Here is a 15515-nt window from a genome sequence, read left to right as displayed (position 1 = left end):
CACTTATTTAGTCAGGAATTGCTATGAAACGCGCCGTAGTGGTCTTCAGCGGAGGACAAGACTCAACAACCTGCCTGGTGCAGGCACTGGAACAGTATGACGAAGTGCATTGCGTCACTTTTGATTATGGCCAACGCCACCGCGCCGAGATTGACGTGGCTCGCGAGCTGGCGCTAAAACTGGGCGCGGTGGCGCATAAAGTGCTGGACGTTACGCTGCTTAACGAACTGGCGGTGAGCAGCCTGACGCGCGATAGCATTCCGGTACCGGATTACGAGCCGGATGCCGATGGTATTCCGAATACCTTCGTTCCAGGTCGCAATATTCTGTTTTTAACCCTGACGGCGATCTACGCCTATCAGGTTAAGGCTGAAGCAATTATTACCGGCGTTTGCGAGACCGACTTCTCCGGTTACCCGGACTGCCGCGACGAATTTGTTAAAGCGCTGCACCACGCGGTTAGCCTTGGCATGGCAAAAGATATACGTTTTGAAACGCCGCTGATGTGGCTCAACAAAGCCGAAACCTGGGCGCTGGCCGATTATTGGGGCCAGTTGGATCTGGTTCGCCGCGAAACGCTCACCTGCTATAACGGCATCAAGGGCGACGGCTGCGGCCAGTGTGCGGCCTGCAACCTGCGCGCCAACGGCCTGAATCAATATCTGGGCGATAAGGCCGGCGTGATGGCGGTCATGAAGCAAAAAACCGGTCTGGGCCAGGGGCACGAAGCTTAAGTTCAACCTCCCCGGTGGCGCTTCGCTTACCGGGGCTACGGATTCACAGCGTCCCACCAGCCGGTAGCCCGGAAAAGGCGCGTCAGGCGCCGCCTCCGGGAATCGATTGGCACGAAGCCTGAGTTCAACCTCCCCGGTGGCGCTTCGCTTACCGGGGCTACGGGTTCACCGCGTCCCACCAGCCGATAGCCCGGAAAAGGCGCGTCAGGCGCCGCCTCCGGGAAACAATTGGCACGAAGCCTGAGTTCAACCTCCCCGGTGGCGCTTCGCTTACCGGGGCTACGGATTCACCGCATTCCACCAGCCGGTAGCCCGGAAAAGACGCGTCAGGCGCCGCCTCCGGGAATCGATTGGCACGAAGCCTGAGTTCAACCTCCCCGGTGGCGCTTCGCTTACCGGGGCTACGGGTTCACCGCTCTCCGCGGTCCGGCTGTTGTTAGCGTAAATTCATCTGGTCGAGCTTTTCGCGCAACTCCCCTTCCAGCGGCTGCGCCTTCTGCGTTTTCAGATCAATGCAAACAAAGGTAATCAGCGCATCGGCCACCACTTCACCGTTAGGATTAAGGGTCACCACCTGACTTAAGGTGCCGCTTTTACCGTTCAACTGCTCCAGCTTACTGGTCACGGTAAGTTCATCCCCGAGTACCGCCGGGCGGCGATAATTGATATTGATATTGACCACTACAAAAGCGATGTTATGGCTGGTCATCCAGTGAAACGCCGGGCTACTCTCCAGCCCATCCCAGCGCGCCTCTTCGAGAAACTCCAGATAACGAGCATTGTTAACGTGCTGGTAAACGTCCAGATGATAACCGCGAACTTTAATTTGAGTCTGCATAGCGCACATGCCTTACTATTATTGTTGTTAATCAGGTAAGAGGTCACACCAGATGGCATAACCTCTTTAGCATGGCAAAGATTTGCCACTGTGCAAACCAGCGGGTGAAATTAGAGCGTCAGATGTGACAGATTTCTCTCTACCAGCGAACTGCCCATCCCCGGAACCTGTTTAAGATCGTCGAGAGTCTTAAACGGCCCGTACTCTTCGCGGTAGCTGACGATTGCCTGCGCTTTCTTAAGCCCAACGCCGTTCATGGCCTGTGCTAGCTCCTCCGCGCTGGCATTATTGATGCTGACCCGCACGCCGACGTTATCCGTCGTTTTCCCTTCCTCCGGCATTTTCGTCTGCGGCGCCTGAATAGTCTCTTTTGCCGATGCCGCCTTGCCGCTCGCCGATGCCGCCAGCGCCCCCTGAGAACCCGCCGTACAAGCCAGCAACACGGCGACAATAACCATTTTCATTCCTCTGTTCATGCTGTTATCTCCTTGTTTGTAGACAGCAAGGTCACGATAGCGGCTGCGAAAACGGAGTACAAAAGGCAGATTGCGGAAATGGAAAAGGCCGCGAAAGCGGCCTTTGAGTATTGCATCGCGTTACCTCGTTTTGCGAGGCGGCGCGAAATTATTGCTGCTGGTCGACGAGGTCGCCAAGCTTGATTTTGGCGTCTTTACGCAGGTTGCTCATCAGCGCTTCGAATGCGATTTGCGCATTATTCTGGGTAATACCCTGCACCATCGCTTTCTTCTGCTCTTCTGGCATAGAACCCGCTTTCACTTCATCAAGCGCCAACAATACTACGTTGCCTTTGGCATCGTTGCCCACGCCGTAGCTCGCTTTATCTTTCTGCGGCAGCGGCAGGGAGAAGGCTGCCTGGCTCAGCGGATCCTGACCGGTACGGGACAGCGTCTGCGCCGCGCCGAAGCTCAGGCCGGCGGCTTTCATCGCTTCATCGCCTTTGCCCGCTTTCAGGTCGGCCAACAGTTTATCGGCATCCAGTTTCGCCTGCTGTTCCGCTTTGTTGCGCTTCACGATATCAGTCACCTGCGCTTTCACTTCCGCCAGCGGTTTAACGCTTTCCGCTTTGTGCTCGCTAATACGCAGGACAAAGGCGCGATCGCCGTCAACGGTAATGATGTCGGAGTTATTACCCGGCGCGCCGTTTTCACCCACCAGACCGCCATTAAAGATAGCATCGGCAACCGGCTTGAAGTTCAGCTCTTCCGGTAAGTTGTTACGACCGAACCAGCCGGTCTCAACCACTTTCAGGCCGGCGACCTGCGCGGCCCCCGCCAGAGATTCGTTATCGTTGCTAGCCGCATCGCTAACCTTCTGCTGTAGCGCGTAGTAAGCATCCAGCGCTTTTTCCTGCTTCACTTTTGCCGCGATGTCGTTACGCACGTCGGCCAGCGGTTTGACCTGCGCTGGCTGAACATCGTCCAGGCGCGCCACCAGGAAACCTACGGAAGATTTAATCACCCCGGAAAGCTGGCCTTTGTCTTTCAGGCCGGCATCTTTCAGCTCAGGCACGGTGGAAGCCTCTTCCATCCAGCCCATATCGCCGCCGTTACGCGCGGAGATGATGTCGGTCGATTTCTCTTTTGCCAGCGTGGCGAAGTCGGCGCCTTTTTGCAGTTCGGCCAGTACCGCTTTCGCATCAGCTTCAGTTTTAGTCTGAATCACGCTGTAGCGATTACGCTGCGGCTGAGTGAACTGATCTTTATGCTGGTCGTACCATGACTGAATTTCTTCGTCAGAGGCGTTTTCCTGCATGCTGGCGGCATCCATCTTGATGTAGCTCACGCGGAACTGCTCCGGCGCCATAAAACGGGCCTGGTTCTGCTGCCAGAAGGCGTTAATCTCTTCATCGCTAACGGTCTGTTTCGCCGCCAGAGCGTTAACATCGATAGTCGCTTCACGAACCACGCGCTGCTGGGAGACCAGCGCCGCCAGTTGATCGGACTCGCCCGGCAACATGAAATCGGTACCGGCTACCGCGTTGATCAGCTGCTGCGTGGTCAGCTGATTACGCAGCGCTTGCGCGTATTGATCGGTGGTCATGCCCATTTGATTCACGATACCGGTGAAACGTTCGTTATCAAACTTGCCGTTTGACTGGAAGGCCTGGGTCTGGAAGATGGCCTGTTTCACCTGGTCGTCGCTGATGCTAAGGCCCAGTTGACGAGCATACTGGTCCAGCAGCGATTCGTCGATCAGGCGGTTCAACACCTGCTGACGCATGGTCTTCATGTAGTTTTCGTTGGCCGCCAGTTCGGAGAACTGATCGCCTAGCTGCTGCTGCATGCGGTTACGCTCGCTGGCAACGGCATTTTCAAACTGCGCGCGGCCAATCTCCTGACCATTCACTTTTGCGGCATAGTTGTTGCCGCCGCCAATCAGGTAACCACTCACCCCGGTCAAAATGAACGAGACGATAATGATACCGAAAATAATCTTGAGCACGACGCTGTTGGCGGCCGTGCGTAGGTTGTCCATCATGGTGTAACAACGCTCCGCTGTAGATGACTTTTGCTCGCGCAGCATAGCACGTGATGGCTGCCGCGCGTGAGGACGTATTTTGACAAGAAAACAGGGCAATTGTCAGCCCACAAGTGCGCATAAACACACATAAAGTCGCGTTCTGGACAAATAAAAAAGGCACATCTCGCGATGCGCCCTTGTACTTCGTCACATTCCCTGACGGGAGAGCCGATTAGTTTACCGCGTCTTTCAGCGCTTTACCTGCACGGAAGCCCGGTACTTTAGCGGCAGCAATGGTAATTTCTTTACCTGTTTGTGGGTTGCGACCAGTACGGGCAGCACGCTCTTTAACAGCAAAAGTACCGAACCCTACCAGCGCAACGTCATCCCCAGCTTGCAGAGATTCAGTAACAGAAGCGATCAAAGCATCTAACGCACGTCCAGCTGCAGCTTTAGAAATGTCCGCACCCGCAGCAATTTTGTCAATCAGTTGAGATTTATTCACTGTTCTCTTCCTCTCTTTATAATTTATATCGCACCAGAATCCTTCATGGCGCGACCGCGCAGCAGTTATATCAGGACTGTCATGCCCTTACAACAGAGTTGTCGATGACCCCTGCCAGCGATCTAAGTTAGCTACACAAAAAAAGGCTGGCAAGTACGAATTTACTTACCAGCCCCACTTTTCTTAACGCTATTTGCGCGATATCACTATTTTGCGCTTACAACCTGCATGCCAAACGGTTCATTTTGCAGAGCAAGTGTCAGAACTTCCTCGATTCGCTGTACCGGATGGATATCCAAATCGGCGATAACGTTTTCCGGAATTTCTTCAAGGTCACGCTTGTTTTCGTAAGGAATCAGAACAGTCTTAATGCCCCCACGATGCGCCGCCAGCAGTTTTTCCTTCAGACCGCCGATCGGCAGCACCTGGCCGCGCAGGGTGATTTCCCCTGTCATCGCCACATCGGCGCGTACCGGGTTACCGGTTAGACAGGAAACCAACGCGGTGCACATCGCCGTACCGGCGCTCGGACCATCTTTTGGCGTTGCCCCTTCCGGCACGTGCACGTGAATATCGCGTTTTTCGTAGAAGTCCGGATTGATACCGAGCTTCTCAGCACGCGCGCGCACCACGGTCAGCGCAGCCTGAATCGACTCCTGCATGACTTCGCCGAGTGAACCGGTATAGGTTAACTTGCCTTTGCCCGGAACGCAGGCGGTTTCGATGGTCAGCAGATCGCCGCCCACTTCCGTCCACGCCAGACCGGTCACCTGACCTACGCGGTTTTCACTATCCGCACGGCCATAGTCAAAGCGCTGCACGCCAAGATAATCATGCAGATTTTCACCGTTAATCTCGATGTGTTTCAGCGATTTATCCAGCAACAGCTGTTTAACGGCCTTACGACACAGTTTGGAGATTTCACGCTCCAGGCTACGAACGCCCGCTTCACGGGTGTAGTAACGAATAATGCCGATAATGGCGCTATCGTCGACCGTCAGCTCGCCTTTTTTCAGCGCGTTGCGTTCGATCTGCTTCGGCAGCAGGTGGCGCTTAGCAATGTTCAGTTTTTCATCTTCGGTATAACCGGAGAGACGAATGACTTCCATACGGTCCAACAGCGGAGCCGGAATATTCATGGAGTTGGAGGTCGCCACGAACATGACGTCGCTGAGATCGTAGTCCACTTCCAGATAATGGTCGTTAAAGGCCACGTTCTGTTCCGGGTCCAGTACTTCCAGCAACGCTGAGGCCGGATCGCCGCGCATGTCGGAGGACATTTTGTCGATCTCATCCAGCAGGAACAGCGGGTTTTTCACCCCGACTTTCGCCATTTTCTGGATCAGTTTACCCGGCATGGAACCAATATAGGTACGGCGGTGACCACGGATTTCCGCTTCATCACGCACGCCGCCCAACGCCATGCGCACGTACTTACGCCCGGTGGCTTTGGCAATAGATTGACCCAGCGAGGTTTTACCTACCCCCGGCGGTCCAACCAGGCACAGGATCGGCCCTTTCAGCTTGTTAACGCGACTCTGCACCGCAAGATACTCAAGGATGCGGTCCTTGACTCGTTCCAGACCATAGTGGTCGGTATCGAGAATCTCCTGCGCCTGACGCAGATCTTTTTTGACCTTGCTGCGGGCATTCCATGGCACCTGCACCATCCAGTCGATGTAGCCGCGCACGACGGTGGCTTCCGCCGACATCGGGGACATCATCTTCAGCTTTTGCAGTTCCGCTTCGGTTTTTTCTTTCGCCTCTTTCGGCATCTTCGCCGCGTCGATCTTACGCTTCAGCGCTTCGTTTTCGTCCGGGGCGTCATCCATCTCGCCGAGCTCTTTCTGGATGGCTTTCATTTGCTCATTCAGATAGTACTCACGCTGAGATTTTTCCATCTGCTTTTTCACGCGGTTGCGAATGCGTTTCTCAACCTGCAGCAGATCGATTTCAGATTCCATCATCGCCATCAGATATTCCAGACGCTCGTTCACGTCGGACATCTCCAGCACGGACTGTTTGTCCGCCAGCTTAAGCGGCATATGCGCAGCGATGGTATCCGCCAGACGTGCGGGATCGTCGATGCTATTCAGCGACGTCAGCACTTCCGGTGGGATTTTTTTGTTCAGCTTGATGTAGCCTTCAAACTGGCTGATAGCCGTACGCACCAGCACTTCCTGCTCACGCTCTTCAATGACCGGAGAAGCAAGGTACTCTGCTTTGGCGGAGAAGTGTTCGCCGTTATCGGACAGCGCAGTAATACGCGCACGCTGCAAGCCTTCCACCAGCACTTTCACGGTGCCATCAGGCAGCTTCAGCATTTGCAAAATTGACGCCACGGTCCCGACGGTGAAAAGATCGTTTACACCCGGCTCATCCGTCGACGCTTCTTTCTGTGCGACCAGCATGATTTTTTTATCATGGTCCATGGCCGCTTCCAGACAACGGATAGATTTTTCCCGCCCTACAAACAGGGGTATGACCATGTGCGGATAAACCACCACATCGCGCAACGGCAATACGGGGATTTCAATGCGTTCAGAACGCTCAGGATTCATAGAGCTCTCTCTTAGTTTAAAGTCCGCCAGGTAGCCGACGACACCTTCATTAACGCGTCGCCGTTAATATGTAATCCAGTATATGGGGATGTATTCCATACATTCAACGGCGGGAACACAGGAAAAATAAAAGGGGGGATAAAATCCCCCCTTTTTGCTTAACTGCTTGTGTCGATTGGCGAATTATTCGCCAGATGCCTGCTGCGCTTCCGGCTTGCCGTAGATCAGCAGCGGTTTGCTCTGACCTTCGATTACCGACTCGTCAATCACCACTTTTTCGACATCTTCCATGGAAGGCAGATCGTACATGGTGTCGAGCAGCGCGGCTTCAACGATTGAACGCAGGCCACGGGCGCCGGTTTTACGCGCCATCGCTTTCTTCGCGATCGCATCCAACGCTTCATCACGGAATTCCAGCTCCGCGCCTTCGAGGCCAAACAGCGCCTGATACTGCTTAGTCAGGGCGTTTTTCGGCTCTTTCAGGATCTGAATCAGCGCTTCTTCACTCAGTTCATTCAGCGTCGCAACAACCGGCAGACGGCCGATAAATTCCGGGATCAGACCAAACTTGATCAGATCTTCCGGCTCGACCTGCGCCAGTAGTTCACCTTCGCTGGCTTTGTCAGATTTCGCTTTAACCGTCGCGCCAAAACCAATGCCGGAGCCGGTTTCTACGCGGTGGGAAATCACTTTGTCCAGGCCGGCGAACGCGCCACCGCAGATAAACAGAATCTTGGAGGTATCAACCTGCAGGAACTCCTGCTGCGGATGTTTACGTCCACCCTGCGGCGGAACAGCGGCTACGGTGCCTTCGATAAGCTTCAATAGCGCCTGCTGAACGCCTTCGCCGGACACGTCGCGGGTAATCGACGGGTTATCCGATTTACGGGAAATTTTGTCGATTTCATCGATGTACACGATGCCGCGCTGCGCTTTCTGCACATCGTAATCGCATTTCTGCAGCAGCTTCTGAATGATGTTTTCTACGTCTTCACCCACGTAACCCGCTTCGGTCAGGGTGGTGGCATCGGCCATGGTAAACGGAACATCCAACAGACGCGCCAGCGTTTCCGCCAACAGCGTTTTACCGGAACCGGTCGGCCCGATCAGCAGAATGTTGCTTTTACCCAGTTCTACGCCGTTGCTGGTGTCGCCGTTGCGCAGACGTTTGTAGTGGTTGTATACCGCCACTGCCAGCACTTTTTTCGCCTGTTCCTGGCCGATAACATAATCGTCCAGATGATGGCGAATTTCGTGCGGCGTCGGCAGCGCGCTGCGCTCGCGGTGCGGAGCGACTTCTTTAATCTCTTCGCGAATGATGTCGTTACATAAATCAACGCATTCGTCGCAGATATACACGGATGGCCCGGCGATCAGCTTACGCACTTCATGCTGGCTTTTGCCGCAAAAAGAGCAGTACAACAGTTTGCCCGAACCATCTTTGCGTTTATCTGTCATGAGTCCAAACCTCTTCTTAAGTTCTTTGTGCCGCAGATGACGACGCAAATGCCATTCTCAGGCGCAAGTCGCGGTGACGCGTTGTGCCGCCCAGTAGTTAAAACAAGTATAGCGGCACCCTTACGCCACGGGCATCAATTACGATGGGTCAAGATGGAATCTACCAGTCCGTATTCCACCGCTTCCGACGCCGACAGGAAGCGATCGCGCTCGGTATCACGCTCGATCTGCTCAAGGGATTGACCCGTGTGATGCGCCATCAGTTCATTCATGCGCCCTTTCACTTTCAGAATTTCACGGGCGTGGATTTCGATGTCCGTCGCCTGACCCTGATAGCCGCCCAGCGGCTGGTGAATCATCACGCGGGAGTTCGGCAGGCAGAAACGCTTGCCTTTCGCCCCAGCGGTCAGCAGGAAGGCCCCCATCGAAGCCGCCTGCCCCATACAGATAGTGCTGACGTCCGGCTTGATGAACTGCATGGTGTCGTAAATTGACATCCCGGCGGTGATCACGCCGCCCGGAGAGTTAATGTACAGGTAAATATCTTTTTCTGGATTTTCCGCTTCCAGAAACAGCATCTGCGCCACGATCAGATTAGCCATGTGGTCTTCCACCTGGCCGGTCAGGAAAATAACGCGTTCCTTGAGCAGACGGGAATAGATATCAAAAGAACGTTCACCGCGTGAGGTCTGTTCAATGACCATCGGCACCAGGGCCATATGGGGTGCAAAGTTATCTCGTTCGCCACTGTATGACATTTCCGTCTCCTGGATTAATTTTGAAAAAACCTGCTGCACTGATTGTAACCTTATGGACGGATTATCAGCCAGAGTTTCTATCCGCAGGGCACTGATACGTTGAGCTGGTCATTATTTCTGACGCTGCGGATGCAGATACGTCACCCGGTTATGGGGATGGCGCAGCCATAATTCAAGCATAACAACCTTTTGGAGTAACGCTATCACTGAAAATGTGTTTTAGCACTCATCCTAAGCCTATCATTGCAATAAAAAAACCCGCAGCCTTTCGGCAACGGGTTTTTGCGCGAACTTTAAACAGCCCGGCGGAATTACGCCTGCTGGTTCATCAGTTCGTTGAAGGAAGTGGCTTTTTCAGACACTTTAGCTTTCGCCAGCACGGCTTCAACAGCCTGCTCTTCCAGCGCCACGTTGCGCATGTTGTCCATCAGCTCTTTGTTCTTGCTGTAGAACTCAACCACTTCTGACGGATCTTCGTACGCGGAAGCCATCTCTTCGATCAGGCCTTTCACGCGCTCTTCGTCAGCTTTCAGCTCGTTGGTGCGAATCACTTCGCCCAGCAGCAGGCCAACAACTACGCGGCGTTTAGCCTGCTCTTCGAACAGTTCGCGAGGCAGTTCCAGAGCCTGTTTCTCGTTACCGCCGAAACGCTGAGCAGCCTGACGACGCAGTACGTCGATTTCGCTGTCGATCAGGGCAGCAGGAACGTCGATGTCGTTCGCTTTCACCAGGCCTTCAATAGCCTGAGATTTAACGCGGTTACGCACGGCGCCTTTCAGCTCACGTTCCATGTTTTTACGCACTTCCGCGCGCAGACCTTCTACGGAACCATCTTCAACGCCGAAACGTTTGATGAATTCTGCAGTCAGTTCCGGCAGTTCGCGTTCTTCAACTTTTTTCAGGTTGATAACGAACTTAGCGGCTTTACCTTTCAGGTTTTCAGCGTGGTACTCTTCCGGGAAGGTCACGTCGATGGTGAATTCTTCGCCAGCTTTGTGGCCTTTAATACCGTCTTCGAAGCCCGGGATCATACGGCCCTGGCCCATCGCCAGTACGAAGTCAGACGCTTTACCGCCTTCGAACTCTTCGCCGTCTACGGAACCGGTGAAGTCGATGGTAACGCGATCTTCAGCGTCAACGGCGCCTTCTTTTTCTTTCCAGTTCGCCTGCTGCTTACGCAGGGTGTCGAGCATGCCGTCAACGTCAGCGTCGGTAACTTCAACAACCGGTTTTTCAACTTCGATTGCGTCCAGACCTTTCAGCTCAACTTCCGGATACACTTCGAACTCTACCGCGTAGGTGAAGTCTTCGCCCAGCTTGTATTCGCCCGGAACGTAGTTCGGCGCGCCAGCCGGATTAATTTTCTCTTTGATGATCGCGTCAACGAAATGACGGCTCATCAGGTCGCCCAGCACGTCCTGGCGAACGGAAGCGCCATAACGCTGAGCAACAACATTCATCGGCACTTTGCCTTTACGGAAGCCGTCAATGCGAACTTTTTTCGCTACGTTGACCAGCTCGCTTTTGACAGCATTCTCGATGCTGTCAGCGGCGATAGTAATCGTTACACGGCGCCCAAGGCCCTGAGTGGTTTCAACTGAAACTTGCATCTTGTTACCTCAAAAAAATCACAGTGCTCGGTCAACTCTGGAAGCGCGTGTAGGTGGCTTCGCAGAACCGGGATGCCCTCTTCAAATCAGAAACACATTCCCTGTCGTCAGAATCATCCCGAAGACATTCATATATAAGACGCGGCATTATAGCGGCATCACTTTTGTGAGTCGAGAACGGTTGTCGCCTACTGCTGCGGCGTTTTTCACATTTCCCGCTCAAATTTGTCTGCAAAAGCGCGAACTTTGCGCATTTTCCAGGCAAAAGAAAACGGCCCGCAGGCCGTTTTTGCTAAATCTTCACGCAACATACTGGAAAAGCGCCAGCGGTTGCAAATGTGATTTTTACGCGATGCTCCCCGCTCCGCGGCATGGCGGAGAGGCAAAGACGGTATCCTGTAGCCCTTCCCACTCTTTAATCGTGTAAGTATGCAGCGCCAGCGCGTGCACGGTGCTTGACAGCTCCTCGGTCAACGTACCGTAAATCATACGATGACGATTAAGGAAACGTTCGCCGGTGAAGCGGTCGCTCACCAACACCACTTTAAAATGACTTTCAGAGCCCGCGGGGACGTTGTGCCGATAGCTTTCATCCACGACTTCCAGATACATCGGGTCGAACGCTGCTCTTAGTTTTGCTTCGATCTGCTCACGTATCATCATGAATTTTCTCCTCCGACAACGCTGAGATGCCGCCTTTCCCTTTAAATGTTAGCCGCTTTTACCGCTTCCATTGGCAGAAAACAACAAAAAATTAGCATTCCTCTGATATTTTCACGCAAAAGTATCAGGTTTACTGATGATGAATGCTAAATCTCCCGGCCAAATCGCCACCGGAAATGGGACGAGGTCATAAAACGCACAACACGATGATTTTCCACTCGTAGCCACTTCCCCTCACCGTTGGCGATGTTATGATGGCGGGAATTTTCCTTAAACACCCTAACTACTTCGAGTTGCAGAAAAAAGCGCCCGCGATTCCCCGTAGCGCCTGAAACCTGAATTATGACGGGTATAACAACACCGTGCGTTGAGACCCTGAACATGCTGAAGAAAATTCTATTCCCGTTGGTCGCGATGTTTGTACTCGCAGGATGCGCCACCCCGCCGACGACCATTGAAGTATCGCCGAAAATCACCCTGCCGCAGCAGGATCCGAGCCTGATGGGAGTTACCGTCAGCATAAATGGCGCAGACCAGCGTACCGATCAGGCGCTGGCGAAAGTCACCCGCAACAACCAGTTGGTCACCCTGACCGCCTCTCGCGATCTGCGCTTCCTGCTGCAGGAAGTGCTTGAGAAGCAGATGACCGCGCGTGGCTACATGATTGGTCCGAATGGCGCCGTCGATCTGCAGATCATTGTTAACAAACTATATGCTGACGTCTCGCAGGGCAACGTGCGTTACAACATCGCCACTAAAGCGGATATCGCCATCATCGCCACCGCCGCTAATGGCAACAAGATGACCAAAAACTACCGCTCCAGCTACTCCGTTGAGGGCGCTTTCCAGGCTTCCAACGAGAACATTGCAAACGCGGTTAATAGCGTGCTGACCGATACCATCGCCGATATGGCGCAGGACACCAGCATTCACGACTTCATCAAGCAAAACGCTCGTTAATAAAATAGCAGGCCCGGTATCAGGCCGGGTCTGCTCTATATGCCATGTCCAATCACTATTTGCGTATTTTTCAGCAGCCCAAATCAGCTATTTTGCTGATCCTTGGCTTTGCTTCTGGTTTACCTCTCGCGCTGACCTCCGGCACGCTGCAAGCGTGGATGACCGTCGAAAATATCGATTTAAAAACTATCGGCTTCTTCTCTCTCGTCGGACAGGCATACGTATTTAAATTTTTGTGGTCGCCATTAATGGACCGCTACACGCCGCCGTTTTTAGGCCGTCGCCGCGGCTGGCTGCTGACGACGCAGATAGCGCTACTCGTCGCCATCGCCGCGATGGGCTTTCTTGAACCCGCAACGCAGTTGCGCTGGATGGCGGCGTTGGCTGTGGTTATCGCTTTTTGCTCCGCCTCGCAGGATATCGTCTTTGATGCCTGGAAAACCGACGTCCTCCCGGCGGAAGAGCGCGGCGCCGGTGCGGCCATCAGCGTGCTCGGCTATCGCCTGGGGATGCTGGTATCCGGAGGGTTAGCGCTCTGGCTGGCCGACCGTTGGCTGGGCTGGCAAGGTATGTACTGGCTGATGGCCGCGTTACTTATTCCATGCATTATCGCCACGCTGTTAGCGCCGGAGCCCAGCGACGTCATTCCGGTGCCCAAATCTCTTGAACAGGCCGTCGCCGCGCCGCTGCGCGATTTCTTCGGTCGCAACAACGCCTGGCTTATCCTGCTGTTAATTGTCCTTTATAAGCTCGGTGATGCCTTCGCCATGAGCCTGACCACCACTTTCCTTATACGCGGCGTCGGTTTTGATGCCGGCGAAGTCGGAATGGTGAATAAAACGTTGGGCCTGTTCGCCACCATCGTCGGCGCACTCTACGGCGGCGTACTGATGCAGCGCCTGACGCTGTTCCGCGCCCTGCTGATCTTTGGCCTGCTGCAGGGAGCCTCCAACGCCGGATACTGGATCCTCTCGGTAACCGATAAACATCTTTATTCGATGGCGGCGGCGGTATTTTTTGAAAACCTGTGCGGCGGGATGGGCACCGCGGCATTTGTCGCGCTGTTAATGACGCTATGCAACAAGTCGTTTTCCGCCACTCAGTTCGCGCTGCTGTCGGCACTGTCGGCGGTGGGTCGCGTTTACGTTGGTCCGATTGCCGGCTGGTTTGTTGAAGCGAACGGCTGGCCGACGTTTTATCTTTTCTCCGTCGTAGCCGCCGTGCCGGGGATTTTGCTCCTGCTTCTGTGTCGGCGTACGCTGGAATATACGCAGCGAACGGAAAGCTTCTTGCCGCGCACGCAATACCCGCAAACTTATGCTCTGGCGCTGGTTATCCTGGCGGTAGGTTGTTTGATGCTGGCGATATGGCTGCTGCTGTTGGCGATGAACGCGCTGGATTACACCTCTTTTTCCTTCCTGCCAGGCCTGCTGGAAGTCGCCGCATTGACCGCTATCGGTGGTATTTTGCTCGGCGCGATTCTGGACTATATGGCGCTACGCAAAACGCAGCTGATTTAATTTTCGCCAAACTGTTAATAGCCGTTTTAATTACCTGAGGTAATTATAACGGCTTATTAGCGATTTTATTTTTCCTGAGAACTGATTTGTTGTTTTGTGCGTTTTAGATTTCTGGAAATTATTGACAATTTTTACGCGATTCTTTAATTAATTTAACCGATTCAGCAGCGTTACTTTATTTTAACGTTTTCTTTATGTCTTTTATTTGATAATTAATTGTTAATTATTTGTGTTATTTTTACGATGTTTATATCCGTATCCCCATAAGCATTCCCTTTCTTATCCCTTTCGTTATAGATCCAGCGTAAATCAGGCTTTGCAAGCAATTACGTCACATTCCGTAACATATGTGACAATCCAAGCAGAACCCGCTAACACAGAACTGACACAGATCCAATCGTGTTTACAGTAATGCAACCTTACCGTAAAATGCCCGTACACTTTAAACGCCACCAGATCCCGTGGAATTGAGGTCGTTCAATGAGACTCAGGAAATACAATAAAAGTTTGGGATGGATGTCATTAATCGCAGGTACTGTATTACTCAGTGGTTGTGATTCTGCGCTCCTCGACCCAAAAGGACAGATTGGACTGGAGCAACGCTCTTTGATTCTGACGGCATTCGGCCTGATGATGATTGTCGTTATTCCCGCCGTCTTAATGGCAGTAGGATTTGCCTGGAAGTATCGCGCGAGCAATAAAGATGCGAAGTATAGCCCGAACTGGTCACACTCCAACAAAGTTGAAGCTGTGGTCTGGACGGTTCCTATTCTGATCATCCTGTTCCTGGCCGTTCTGACCTGGAAAACCACTCACGCTCTGGAGCCAAGCAAACCGCTTGTCCACGACGAGAAAGCAATCACCATCGAAGTTGTATCGATGGACTGGAAATGGTTCTTTATTTACCCGGAACAGGGTATCGCTACCGTCAACGAAATCGCCTTCCCGGCGAACGTACCGGTACACTTTAAAGTCACTTCCAACTCCGTGATGAACTCGTTCTTTATTCCGCGCTTAGGTAGCCAGATTTATGCGATGGCCGGGATGCAGACTCAGCTGCACCTCATTGCTGATGAAGCAGGCACTTATGACGGTATCTCCGCAAGCTATAGTGGCCCGGGCTTCTCTGGTATGAAGTTCAAGGCTATCGCCACCCCAGATCGTGCAACCTTCGATCAGTGGGTAGCAAAAGCGAAACAGTCCCCGAACTCCATGGACTCCATGGCTGCATTCGACAAAGTGGCTGTGCCTAGCGAAAACAACAAAGTGGAATACTTCTCTAACGTGAAACCGGATTTGTTCAAAGATGTTGTTAACAAATTCATGTCTCACGAGAGCATGAACATGTCTAAACCTGAAGGCGAGCACGCTGCGCACGAAGGGATGGAAGGCATGGACATGAGCCACGCGGAAACCGCTCACTAAGG

13 protein-coding genes are annotated in these 15515 nt (G+C 53.2%); 4 read left to right on the top strand and 9 right to left on the bottom strand.

Annotated elements, in window-relative coordinates:
• The first annotated feature begins 23 nt into the window (after positions 1 to 23).
• A complete protein-coding gene (gene queC, locus PGR09_RS01085; RefSeq protein ID WP_020079468.1) occupies positions 24 to 734 on the top strand; it encodes a 7-cyano-7-deazaguanine synthase QueC in 711 nt (236 codons plus the stop codon).
• A 436-nt stretch (positions 735 to 1170) separates the two neighbouring features.
• Here queC and PGR09_RS01080 read toward each other — a convergent pair whose 3' ends face one another.
• The 9 genes from PGR09_RS01080 to bolA all read right to left on the bottom strand — a co-directional run bounded on the left by PGR09_RS01080 (position 1171) and on the right by bolA (position 11608).
• On the bottom strand, positions 1171 to 1572 hold the full coding sequence (locus PGR09_RS01080; RefSeq protein WP_047078651.1) for a YbgC/FadM family acyl-CoA thioesterase: 402 nt from the start codon (positions 1570 to 1572) through the stop codon (positions 1171 to 1173).
• A gap of 110 nt (positions 1573 to 1682) precedes the next feature.
• The gene (locus PGR09_RS01075; protein WP_315709530.1) at positions 1683 to 2048 is read right to left on the bottom strand and encodes a helix-hairpin-helix domain-containing protein; all 366 of its coding nucleotides are present in this window, start codon (positions 2046 to 2048) and stop codon (positions 1683 to 1685) included.
• Between the two features lie 148 nt (positions 2049 to 2196).
• On the bottom strand, positions 2197 to 4071 hold the full coding sequence (gene ppiD / locus PGR09_RS01070; protein ID WP_045390838.1) for a peptidylprolyl isomerase: 1875 nt from the start codon (positions 4069 to 4071) through the stop codon (positions 2197 to 2199).
• A 214-nt stretch (positions 4072 to 4285) separates the two neighbouring features.
• Complete coding sequence (hupB, locus tag PGR09_RS01065) at positions 4286 to 4558, bottom strand: nucleoid-associated protein HU-beta (protein ID WP_002444653.1); 273 nt, start codon at positions 4556 to 4558, stop codon at positions 4286 to 4288.
• 206 nt (positions 4559 to 4764) lie between these two features.
• Complete coding sequence (gene lon / locus PGR09_RS01060) at positions 4765 to 7119, bottom strand: endopeptidase La (protein WP_015367948.1); 2355 nt, start codon at positions 7117 to 7119, stop codon at positions 4765 to 4767.
• 183 nt (positions 7120 to 7302) lie between these two features.
• Positions 7303 to 8577, bottom strand: a complete 1275-nt coding sequence (gene clpX, locus PGR09_RS01055; protein WP_015704591.1) for an ATP-dependent protease ATP-binding subunit ClpX — start codon at positions 8575 to 8577, stop codon at positions 7303 to 7305.
• 134 nt (positions 8578 to 8711) lie between these two features.
• Positions 8712 to 9335, bottom strand: coding sequence for an ATP-dependent Clp endopeptidase proteolytic subunit ClpP (clpP, locus tag PGR09_RS01050; protein WP_003021624.1), 624 nt, complete (start codon positions 9333 to 9335; stop codon positions 8712 to 8714).
• A 311-nt stretch (positions 9336 to 9646) separates the two neighbouring features.
• Complete coding sequence (gene tig, locus PGR09_RS01045) at positions 9647 to 10945, bottom strand: trigger factor (protein WP_015367952.1); 1299 nt, start codon at positions 10943 to 10945, stop codon at positions 9647 to 9649.
• A gap of 345 nt (positions 10946 to 11290) precedes the next feature.
• Complete coding sequence (bolA, locus tag PGR09_RS01040; protein ID WP_015367954.1) at positions 11291 to 11608, bottom strand: transcriptional regulator BolA; 318 nt, start codon at positions 11606 to 11608, stop codon at positions 11291 to 11293.
• 381 nt (positions 11609 to 11989) lie between these two features.
• Between bolA and PGR09_RS01035 the strand changes: the two genes are divergently transcribed.
• The 3 genes from PGR09_RS01035 to cyoA all read left to right on the top strand — a co-directional run bounded on the left by PGR09_RS01035 (position 11990) and on the right by cyoA (position 15513).
• Positions 11990 to 12568, top strand: coding sequence for a lipoprotein (locus PGR09_RS01035; protein WP_045390841.1), 579 nt, complete (start codon positions 11990 to 11992; stop codon positions 12566 to 12568).
• A 44-nt stretch (positions 12569 to 12612) separates the two neighbouring features.
• A complete protein-coding gene (gene ampG / locus PGR09_RS01030) occupies positions 12613 to 14088 on the top strand; it encodes a muropeptide MFS transporter AmpG (protein WP_045390843.1) in 1476 nt (491 codons plus the stop codon).
• A 480-nt stretch (positions 14089 to 14568) separates the two neighbouring features.
• Entirely contained in the window at positions 14569 to 15513 is a 945-nt protein-coding gene (cyoA, locus tag PGR09_RS01025; RefSeq protein WP_015704588.1) for a cytochrome o ubiquinol oxidase subunit II, read from the top strand.
• Positions 15514 to 15515: the final 2 nt, after the last annotated feature.

This window comes from Klebsiella sp. 141251, from assembly GCF_050600725.1.
In the GTDB taxonomy this organism is placed as follows: Bacteria; Pseudomonadota; Gammaproteobacteria; order Enterobacterales; family Enterobacteriaceae; genus Klebsiella; species Klebsiella aerogenes.
This window is presented reverse-complemented; position numbering and strand designations above follow the sequence as displayed.

Excerpts from the sequence above, each read along its gene's own strand:
- lon (WP_015367948.1), bottom strand. The coding sequence starts at position 7,119 with ATGAATCCTGAGCGTTCTGAACGCATTGAAATCCCCGTATTGCCGTTG.
- clpX (WP_015704591.1), bottom strand. The coding sequence starts at position 8,577 with ATGACAGATAAACGCAAAGATGGTTCGGGCAAACTGTTGTACTGCTCT.
- PGR09_RS01075 (WP_315709530.1), bottom strand. The coding sequence starts at position 2,048 with ATGAACAGAGGAATGAAAATGGTTATTGTCGCCGTGTTGCTGGCTTGT.
- clpP (WP_003021624.1), bottom strand. The coding sequence starts at position 9,335 with ATGTCATACAGTGGCGAACGAGATAACTTTGCACCCCATATGGCCCTG.
- PGR09_RS01035 (WP_045390841.1), top strand. The coding sequence starts at position 11,990 with ATGCTGAAGAAAATTCTATTCCCGTTGGTCGCGATGTTTGTACTCGCA.
- PGR09_RS01080 (WP_047078651.1), bottom strand. The coding sequence starts at position 1,572 with ATGCAGACTCAAATTAAAGTTCGCGGTTATCATCTGGACGTTTACCAG.
- bolA (WP_015367954.1), bottom strand. The coding sequence starts at position 11,608 with ATGATGATACGTGAGCAGATCGAAGCAAAACTAAGAGCAGCGTTCGAC.
- ppiD (WP_045390838.1), bottom strand. The coding sequence starts at position 4,071 with ATGATGGACAACCTACGCACGGCCGCCAACAGCGTCGTGCTCAAGATT.
- queC (WP_020079468.1), top strand. The coding sequence starts at position 24 with ATGAAACGCGCCGTAGTGGTCTTCAGCGGAGGACAAGACTCAACAACC.
- ampG (WP_045390843.1), top strand. The coding sequence starts at position 12,613 with ATGTCCAATCACTATTTGCGTATTTTTCAGCAGCCCAAATCAGCTATT.
- cyoA (WP_015704588.1), top strand. The coding sequence starts at position 14,569 with ATGAGACTCAGGAAATACAATAAAAGTTTGGGATGGATGTCATTAATC.
- tig (WP_015367952.1), bottom strand. The coding sequence starts at position 10,945 with ATGCAAGTTTCAGTTGAAACCACTCAGGGCCTTGGGCGCCGTGTAACG.